The 9,043-nt window shown below is 61.3% G+C and carries 7 protein-coding genes; 6 read left to right on the top strand and 1 reads right to left on the bottom strand.

Annotated elements, in window-relative coordinates; genetic code table 11:
• Positions 1–23: 23 nt before the first annotated feature.
• Both DWX58_RS08200 and DWX58_RS08205 read left to right on the top strand, forming a co-directional pair.
• The gene (locus DWX58_RS08200) at positions 24–674 is read left to right on the top strand and encodes a TrkA family potassium uptake protein (protein WP_118642773.1); all 651 of its coding nucleotides are present in this window, start codon (positions 24–26) and stop codon (positions 672–674) included.
• On the top strand, positions 671–1,429 hold the full coding sequence (locus DWX58_RS08205; RefSeq protein ID WP_118642775.1) for an RNA methyltransferase: 759 nt from the start codon (positions 671–673) through the stop codon (positions 1,427–1,429). Before DWX58_RS08200 ends, DWX58_RS08205 begins: the two co-directional genes overlap by 4 nt.
• Here the strand turns inward: DWX58_RS08205 and DWX58_RS08210 are convergent.
• On the bottom strand, positions 1,426–2,664 hold the full coding sequence (locus tag DWX58_RS08210) for an MFS transporter (protein ID WP_118642777.1): 1,239 nt from the start codon (positions 2,662–2,664) through the stop codon (positions 1,426–1,428). The genes DWX58_RS08205 and DWX58_RS08210 overlap by 4 nt on opposite strands.
• 87 nt (positions 2,665–2,751) lie before the next feature.
• Between DWX58_RS08210 and dprA the strand changes: the two genes are divergently transcribed.
• The 4 genes from dprA to plsX all read left to right on the top strand — a co-directional run bounded on the left by dprA (position 2,752) and on the right by plsX (position 8,987).
• Positions 2,752–3,975: a DNA-processing protein DprA gene (gene dprA, locus DWX58_RS08215; RefSeq protein ID WP_118642779.1), complete on the top strand. Its 1,224-nt coding sequence runs from the start codon at positions 2,752–2,754 to the stop codon at positions 3,973–3,975.
• Positions 3,976–4,067: 92 nt separating this feature from the next.
• Positions 4,068–6,467, top strand: a complete 2,400-nt coding sequence (topA, locus tag DWX58_RS08220) for a type I DNA topoisomerase (protein WP_243093359.1) — start codon at positions 4,068–4,070, stop codon at positions 6,465–6,467.
• 119 nt (positions 6,468–6,586) lie between these two features.
• Positions 6,587–7,891 carry a methylenetetrahydrofolate--tRNA-(uracil(54)-C(5))-methyltransferase (FADH(2)-oxidizing) TrmFO gene (trmFO, locus tag DWX58_RS08225; protein ID WP_118642783.1) on the top strand — a complete coding sequence of 435 codons (1,305 nt, stop codon included), beginning with the start codon at positions 6,587–6,589 and terminating at the stop codon, positions 7,889–7,891.
• A 52-nt stretch (positions 7,892–7,943) separates the two neighbouring features.
• Complete coding sequence (gene plsX, locus DWX58_RS08230; RefSeq protein ID WP_118642785.1) at positions 7,944–8,987, top strand: phosphate acyltransferase PlsX; 1,044 nt, start codon at positions 7,944–7,946, stop codon at positions 8,985–8,987.
• Positions 8,988–9,043: the final 56 nt, after the last annotated feature.

The raw sequence follows: 9,043 nt of genomic DNA on the forward strand, positions 1-9,043 counted from the left end.
TTCTCAGGAAAGGAGCAGAAAAAATGAAAAGTTTTGTGGTCATTGGACTGGGACGATTTGGAATTTCCCTGGCCAGGGAACTGTGTGATCAGGGACATGAGGTGCTGGCCATTGATATGCGGGAGGAACAGGTACAGGCGGTGGCCGATGTGGTGACCCAGGCAGTGGCTGCCGACGCCCGTGACCCGGAGGCCATGCGGGCCTTGGGAGTACGGAACTATGACTGTGCTGTGGTGGCCTTTTCTGCGGAAGTAGGAGACAGTGCCCTCATCACGTTGAATATGAAAGAGCTGGGCGTACCCCGGGTGGTGAGCAAGGCCAGCAGCGCCGTGCACCGCAAGGTGCTGGAGAAGATCGGGGCCGATCAGGTGGTGTTCCCCGAGCAGGAGATGGCCATCCATCTGGCCCGCAATTTGAGCGATGTGGATGTGCTGAACTTCATTGAGCTGTCCAAGGACTTTTCGGTGGTGGAGCGCCGCTGCCCCATGCAGTGGGTAGGCGGCACACTGCGAAGTCTGAATATCCGGGCAAAATACCATTTGAATGTGGTCGCCATTCACCAGGAGAGCGGGGAGATGGTCATTTCTCCGGAGGGCGACTACGCCATTCAGCCCGGCGACTGTCTGGTGGTGCTGGGCAGCAACCAGGATATTGAGAGGATGGAGAAGCTGTGACCGAGCAGATTACCAGCCGAAAAAATCCCCGTCTGGCGGAGTTGCGCAAGTTGACCGCCCAGCGGAGCTTCCGCCGGGAGCGTGGGTTATTTGTAGGCGACGGCACCAAACTGCTGGAGGAGGCGGTGCGGTGGCAGGCCCCTCTGGATACTGTGGTGGTGACCCCAGACGTGCCGGTGCCTGTCCTCCCAGAGACAGTATCCCTTCTCCAGGTGCCGGAGGATGTGATGGAGTCCATTTCTCCCATGCGCTCCCCCCAGGGAGCACTCTTTTCCTGCCGGATTCCCGCTGCTGGGGTACCTGAGACCTTGCCGGGCAGCCGATATCTGGTCCTGGACGGACTGCAGGACCCGGGCAACGTGGGGACCATCTGGCGTACGGCGGATGCACTGGGAGCTGACGGACTTATTTTGGTCAACTCCTGTGCCGATCCCTGGAACCCCAAGACAGTGCGGGCCACTATGGGGGCCTGCTTCCGGCTGCCGGCCTATGAGATGGAGCCGGAGGAGATGGGGAACCTGCTGGAGCGGTCGGGGCTGCCTCTTTATGCCACGGCTCTGCGGGAAGATACCGTAGACATCAGAACAGCGGACCTTGGCAGGTCCGCTGTGGTGATCGGAAATGAAGGAAAGGGGGTCTCGGAGCGGGTTCTGGAGATGAGCCGGCGCACCCTGAAAATTCCCATGAATCCCAGATGTGAGTCCCTGAACGCAGCGTCGGCTGCCGCTGTGGTGCTGTGGGAGATGGGACGTTAGACCTTGCGTTCCGTCTTGGGCCGTCCGCCTAGATGCAGGCGGTGGTACAGGATCTGGAGCAGTGCCAGCGCTGCCGCCGTCATGAGGGAGAACAGGGCATAGGCCGGGACATAGCTGTCAAACCGGTCCGCCAGAATGCCGGGCAGAGGTCCCAGAACCAGAACGCCTACCATATAGACCAGGGAGTTCACCTGAACGGCCCGGGCGTAGCCCTCGTCACTGTACAGGTCGGAGGCCCAGACGGTGGGCGAGAGGGAGGAGAGGGGCAGACCCAGCCCGATGAGCGTGATGGCCAGGAAGGGGAGCCAGAGGCTCTGCAGAGGGGCCAGGCAGCACAGCAGCAGCCCGCCGATGGTGGCGCCGAAGGCGTAGCAGTTGCCCCAGCGGCTGCCCATTCGGTCATATACCTGCCCGCAGATGATCTTGCCCAAAAAGATGACAAAGCCCGCATAGGACATGAGCAGGGCCAGCAGGCCGCTGTCATAGCCCTCCTTGGTGTACAGCACCGTCAGATGGGAGAAGCCGGGTCCCCCCGGACCTCCCACCAGGAACGCGGCAATCAGCAGCAGGAGAGTATAGCGGGGCGTCATACCAGCAGGGGCCTTCTTGGGTGGAGAAACCGGAGCTTGTGTGCCTCCCAGATGGTAGGGCTCCAGACCAAGCTGGGCGGGACTGTTTCGGATCAGGGCCCAGGCCAGCAGAGCTGTGATCAGCACTACACCGCCCTCCCACAGAAACGCAGCTCGCAGCCCCTGGCTTTGGATGAGCCGGGTGATGAGGGTGGGGGCAAAAATGGTGGAGATTCCGCTGCCCGCGGAAGCCAGCCCCAGGGCCAGCCCCCGGCGATCCCGGAACCAGGAGCCGATGACCAGAGACAGGGGCACCATTCCGCCATAGCAATAGCCGATGCCCGCCAGAGCGGCGGCACAGCCGTAGACAAAGAAGCTGGATGCCAAGGCAAAGCACAGGCAGGACAGGGCCATAAGGGCGGTGCCCAGGGTCATCACCAGCCGTACGCCCAGCCTGGCGCACAGGCGGTTGACGGTAAACAGGGAGAGCAGGATCATTAGACTGCGAATGGTGGTGATCCAGGACCCCTGAGCATTGGTAAAGTCATTGACCCGGATGATTTCCGGCTGATAGATGGTAAATACGTTGACTCCAAGCCCCACGGTGGAAAACAGAACCAGCGCACCTCCCAGACAGACCAGCCAGGCGTAGTGCGGACGTTTCATACAAACGCTCCTTTCTCCTGCCTCTAACGATACGGCCTTTTGGGGGATTTGTAAAGGGAAATTTGCCCATGGAAGGGAGGCAGAGCAATGTCCGGATTAAAATACTGGCTGTGGCTGACTACCCGGCAGGGACTGGACTCAGCCGGCGTGCTCACAGTTCTGGACTACTTTGTCACGCCGGAGCGGGCTTACTATGCCGACCGGGAGGAGTATGACCAGCTGCCCCTCTCCCCAAAGGCCCGGGCGGGGCTGTGCAGCAAGGAACTGGAGGGAGCGGACCGGATCCTGGCCGACTGCCAGCGGCTGTCCCTCCGGATCATGACCTTGCGGGACGGAGATTACCCCGAACGCCTGCGCCAGATCAGTGCCCCTCCCGCCGTGCTGTACATCCGTGGGCGTACCTTTGATTTTGATGAGGAGGCCGCCATTGCCGTGGTAGGCAGCCGGAATCCCTCTCAGTATGGGGAGATGGCGGCGTCCAAGCTGGGTATGGAGCTGGCCTCCGGCGGTGCCCTGGTGCTGTCCGGCATTGCCGAAGGGCTGGACACCTGCGCTATCAAGGGTGCACTGAAGGCGGGCGGTCCGGTGGTCAGTGTGCTGGGCGGCGGCGTGGACGTCCCCTATCCGGCGGTGAACCGGTATTTATATGAGGATGTGGCGGCGGCAGGTGCTCTGATTTCCGAATACCCTCCGGGGACGGAGCCAAAGGGCTTTCACTTTCCCCGGCGCAACCGGATCTTAAGCGGCCTGGCACTGGGTGTGCTGGCGGTGGAGTGCCAGCTCCACAGCGGCACCATGAGTACCGTGCGCCATGCCATGGACCAGGACCGGGATATCTTCGCCATCCCAGGCGCCATCGACGCGCCCATGAGCGAGGGGACCAACTGGCTCATTCAGCAGGGGGCCAAGCTGGTCACCCGGGGCGAGGACATCCTGGAGGAATACCGCAGCCGGTTTCCGGGCAGGCTTGGCCGGAGGGAGCTGCTCTCAGCCCAGGCAGCCCAGCAGCGCCTGGAAGATCTGGAACGGGAGAAACCGGCAGCTCCGATGGAGAAGGCGAAACCTGTGGAAGAGAAGCAGCCGCCTCTGGAGCGGGTGCCAAAGGCTGAACAGGCAGATCGCTTTACAGATGATCAGCTGGCAATCCTCCGGGCCTTGGGAGAGGAGAGCCGTTCGGCGGAGGAGCTGGTGGAACAAACTGGAATTCCGGCCCGGCGGATTTTGTCCGCCCTCACAATGCTCCAGGTGTCCCGGGCGGTGGAAGAGGGGCCCGGAAGGCGATTTTTTGCGCTTTTACGGCTTGAGACATAAAAAACACTTGAAATTTTCTGAATTTTACGATATTGTCATAAGTCGGCACGATGAAAACAAGGGCGCCAGTGTCGGCGAGGAGGTTTCACCAAGTGGCAAACAAGACAGACCTGGTAATTGTAGAGTCTCCGTCCAAGGCGAAGACCATTGGAAAATATCTTGGTCCCGGCTATGAGGTAAAGGCATCCATGGGGCATGTGCGGGACCTGCCCAAGAGCAAAATCGGTGTAGACATCGAACAGGGCTTTGTGCCCAACTACCAGCCCATTAAGGGAAAGGAGGATGTCATTGCCGATCTGAAGAAGGCGGCCAAGAAGAGCGGAAAAGTCTATCTGGCCACCGACCCGGACCGGGAAGGCGAGGCCATCTCCTGGCACCTGAAGGAACTGCTGGATATTCCCGATGACAAGACCTATCGGGTTACCTTTAATGAGATCACCAAAAACGTCGTCAACCAATCCATCGCCGCCCCCCGGGCCATCGATCAGAACCTGGTCAATGCCCAGCAGGCCCGGCGGATTTTGGACCGCATTGTGGGCTATCAGCTCTCGCCCTTGCTGTGGCGCAAAATCCGTCGGGGACTGTCTGCGGGGCGTGTGCAGTCGGTGGCGACCCGCCTGGTGGTGGAGCGCGAGGAGGAGATCCGCGCCTTCCAGCCCCAGGAGTACTGGACTATCGAGGCCAATCTGGCCCGGATTTCCCCCAACCAGGGTTCCTTCCAGGCCCAGTTCCACGGACGGGAAAAGAAGATGGAGCTGCACTCCAAGGAGGAGGCAGAGGCCATCATTGCCCAGGTGCAGCAGGGGAGCTTTGCTGTCTCTAAGGTAAAGCGGCAGGAGAAGAGCCGCCAGCCCGCGCCTCCCTTTACCACCTCCACCCTCCAGCAGGAGGCCTCCCGGAAGCTGAATATGACCCCCGCCCGCACCATGGCCATTGCCCAGCAGCTTTATGAAGGCGTGGACATCTCCGGCGAGGGCACCGTGGGTCTTATCACCTATATGCGTACCGACTCCCTGCGTCTGTCAGAGGAGGCGCTGGCCGCTGCCAAGGGCTTTATTCAGCGGCGCTACGGTGAAGAGTATTACCCCGCCCAGACCCGCCGCTTCAAGGCCAAGGGAAATGCCCAGGACGCCCACGAGGCCATCCGGCCCTCCGACGTGAACCTGGTGCCCGACGAGATCAAAAAGGACCTCACCGGGGAGCAGTACCGGCTTTATAAGCTCATCTGGAGCCGCTTTTTGGCTTGCCAGATGGCGCCTGCCCTCTATGACAGCCTGTCTATCGAGGTGGAAAATTCCGGCTACACTTTCCGGGCCAGCCACTCCTCCCTGAAGTTCTCCGGCTTTACTGCCGTGTACGAGGAGGGCAAGGACGAGGAAGAAGAGGAGAAGAACTCTCCACTGCCCGACCTGAAGGAGGGCGAGGGGCTCAACTGTCAGGGCCTGAAGCAGGACCAGCACTTCACCCAGCCCCCTGCCCGTTACTCTGAGGCCAGCCTCATCCGGGCCCTGGAGGAGAAGGGCATCGGACGACCCTCTACCTACGCCCCCACCATTTCTACCATCCTGAACCGGGAGTACGTGGTAAAAGAGGGCAGAGCCCTCCGGCCCACCGCCCTGGGTGAGGTGGTTACCGGCCTTATGAAGGACAAGTTCCAGGATATTGTGGACCCCACCTTTACCGCCCAGATGGAGGAACAGCTGGACAAGGTGGAGGAGGGCAGCGTGGACTGGAAAAAGGTGCTGTCTGAGTTCTATCAGGACTTTGATGCGGAGCTTCACAAGGCCGAACAGGAGCTGGACGGAGAGCGCATCAAGGTACCCGACGAGGTTTCCGAGGAGATTTGCCCCCAGTGCGGACGCAATCTGGTGGTCAAGTCCGGCCGCTTCGGCCGATTCCTGGCCTGCCCCGGCTGGCCGGAGTGTGACTTCACCATGCCCCTGGTGGTGGAGATGCCGGGCAAGTGCCCCAAGTGCGGCGGCCGGCTTTTGAAGCGCACCGGAAAGAGCAAGAAGACGGGCAAGCAGTACACCTACTATTGCTGCGAGAATCTGACCAGCAAGGACGAGAGCCGGAAGTGCGACTTCATGACTTGGGACGTGCCGGTGAAGGACAACTGCCCGGTCTGCGGCCAGACGATGTTCAAGAAGGCGGGCCGCGGGGCCAAGAAGGCCTTCTGCATCAACGAGGACTGCTCCAACTTCACCCCTGAGGAGAAGCGGGGCGGCTGGCGGAAAAAGCCGGAGACCGCTGAGGGCCAGACAGAGCCGGAGGAGGCCCAGAACGCTCCGGCAGAGGCTGCAGAGGAAAAGAAGACGGCCAAAAAGACCGCCGCCAAGAAGCCGGCAGCCAAGAAAACAACGGCCAAGAAGGCTGACACGAAAAAGACTGCGGCCAAGAAAACCACGGAAAAAACAGCCGCTGCAAAGAAAACGGCTGTAAAGAAGACCACGACGAAGAAGAGTACTGCCAAGAAGACGGAAGAGGCGTAACGGGGCATCCTTTGTGCTCATGCGGGCGCCTGTGTACCATGGAAGAAATAACAGGATGTGAGAAGCGGAGCGGGAGAGGACCCCGCCTGCTTCCCACACTGGGACCTGAGGAGAGAACTATGGAACCTGTGATTGTGATTGGGGCGGGCCTTGCGGGCAGCGAGGCAGCCTGGCAGCTGGCCCGGCGGGGCATTCCCGTGGAGTTGCGGGAGATGAAGCCGGAGAAGATGACCCCCGCCCACCACAGTCCCAGCTTTGGGGAGCTGGTGTGCTCCAACTCCCTGCGCTCTGACCAGCTGGAGAACGCGGTGGGCCTGCTGAAAGAGGAGCTTCGCCGCTGCGGCTCGCTGATCATGGCCTGCGCCGACGCCCATCGGGTGGAGGCGGGTGGAGCTCTGGCTGTGGACCGGGAGGCCTTTGCCGCCGCCATTACGGAGCAGATCCGAAATCACCCCAACATCACGGTGAAGGAGGGGGAGGTCACTGAGATTCCCCGGGAGGGCCAGGTAATTATCGCCACCGGCCCCCTCACCTCCGAACCCCTGTCCCAGGCCATTGGCGGCTTGTTCCCCGACAGCAAGTACCTCAATTTCTTTGATGCCGCCGCTCCGCTGGTCACCTTTGAGAGCGTGGACATGGATAGCGCCTGGTTTGCCTCCCGGTATGACCGGGGCACCCCGGACTATGTGAACTGCCCCCTCAGCCAGGAGGAGTACGAGGCCTTCTGGCAGGCCCTGACCACCGCCCAGGAGGCGGAGGTCCACGGCTTTGAGGACTCGGGTGTGTTTGAGGGCTGCATGCCCGTGGAGGTAATGGCCCGCCGGGGTGTGGACACCCTGCGCTACGGCCCCCTCAAGCCTGTAGGCCTGAAGGACCCCAAGACGGGGAAGGAGCCCTACGCCGTGGTGCAGCTGCGCCGGGACAATGCCCAGGGGTCCATCTACAACATTGTGGGCTTCCAGACCCACCTGCGCTGGCCGGAGCAGAAGCGGGTGTTCTCCATGATTCCCGCCCTGAAGAACGCCCAGTACGTGCGTTACGGCGTCATGCACCGCAACACCTTCCTGGATTCTCCCCGTCTGCTGGACCGGTACTACCGGGTGCGGGGCCAGGAGCGGCTGATGTTTGCCGGGCAGATCACCGGCGTGGAGGGCTATGTGGAGTCCACCGCCTCCGGATGTCTGGCGGCTATGGAGTTGGCTCGGCGGCTCAGCGGCCGGGACCCCGTCAATTTCCCCAGAGAGACGGCCATTGGAGCTATGGCTCTTTACATTAGTGACGAAAGTGTGGTAAACTTTCAACCGATGAATGTGAACTTTGGCCTGATTCCCCAGCTGGGCTATCGGGTCAAGGGCAAGCGGAACAAAAACGCTGAGATTTCCAAGCGCGCTCTGGAGAAGCTGGGCGAGCTGGATTTGACCTGAGCACCGGAAATTCGGACAGGTACCGAGGGTACGGAAGGGAAGGATTGCAACGATGAAAATTATTGTAGATGCCATGGGCGGGGATAATGCTCCTCAGGCCCCTGTAATGGGCGCCATTCAGGCCAGCCAGGAGTATGGCGTGGACATCATTCTGGTGGGCCGTGGGGAGGAGATCCTGAAGGTGCTGGAGCAGAACGGCATCCAGGACCTGCCCGCCGGGGTGGAGATTGCCCACGCCAGCGAGGTAGTGGAGATGTGCGACAATCCTGCCACCGCCTTCCGGGAGAAGAAGGACTCCTCCCTGACCGTGGGCCTGAACCTGCTGAAAAGCGGGGCAGGGGACGCATTTGTGTCCGCCGGCTCCACCGGTGCTCTGCTCTCCGGCGCTACCCTGGTGGTCAAGCGCATCCGGGGCATCCGCCGGGCCGCTCTGGCCCCTGTGGTACCCACCGGCGGCGGCGGAGCCGTGCTCATTGACTGCGGCGCCAACGCTGAGTGTCCCCCGGAGTACCTGCTGCAGTTTGCCTACATGGGTTCCTACTACGCTGAGCATGTGCTGGGCCGCCCGGAGCCCAAGGTGGGCCTGCTGAACATCGGCGTGGAGCCAACCAAGGGCACCAGCCTCCAGACCACCGTTTACGGCATGCTCAAAGAGGCCGGCGAGGCCGGCCGCATCAACTTTGTGGGTAATGTGGAGGCCCGTGAGGCCGTGGAGGGTGCGGTGGACGTCATTGTCTCCGACGGCTATTCCGGCAACATCTTCCTGAAGACCATGGAGGGCACCGGCCTGTTCTTGGCCCGGGAGATCAAGAAGCTCTTCATGAAGAATCTCCTGACCAAGCTGGCCGCCGTGCTGGTGTCCGGCGGACTGAAGGAGTTCAAGAAGCTGATGAGCGCCGACGAGGTGGGCGGCACTGCCCTGGTGGGCATCTCCAAGCCGGTCATCAAGGCCCACGGCTCCTCCGACGCCTATGCCATCAAAAACGCCGTTCGTCAGGCCAAGCAGTATGTGTCCTCCGGCATCATTGAGAGCATTGCGGAGAACATCGACGTTATGCGCCTGGATGCTCCCTCTCACGCTGGCGAGGAGAACTAAGCCAGTCGGAACTGAAATCAGAACCCAAAGGGGGGAGACCTGTGGTCCCGCCCCTT

Source organism: Pseudoflavonifractor sp. AF19-9AC, from assembly GCF_003478995.1.
Classification (GTDB): Bacteria; Bacillota; Clostridia; order Oscillospirales; family Oscillospiraceae; genus Lawsonibacter.

Coding starts and splice junctions, on each gene's coding strand:
- DWX58_RS08200 (WP_118642773.1), top strand. CDS start 24: ATGAAAAGTTTTGTGGTCATTGGACTGGGACGATTTGGAATTTCCCTG.
- DWX58_RS08210 (WP_118642777.1), bottom strand. CDS start 2,664: ATGAAACGTCCGCACTACGCCTGGCTGGTCTGTCTGGGAGGTGCGCTG.
- dprA (WP_118642779.1), top strand. CDS start 2,752: ATGTCCGGATTAAAATACTGGCTGTGGCTGACTACCCGGCAGGGACTG.
- trmFO (WP_118642783.1), top strand. CDS start 6,587: ATGGAACCTGTGATTGTGATTGGGGCGGGCCTTGCGGGCAGCGAGGCA.
- plsX (WP_118642785.1), top strand. CDS start 7,944: ATGAAAATTATTGTAGATGCCATGGGCGGGGATAATGCTCCTCAGGCC.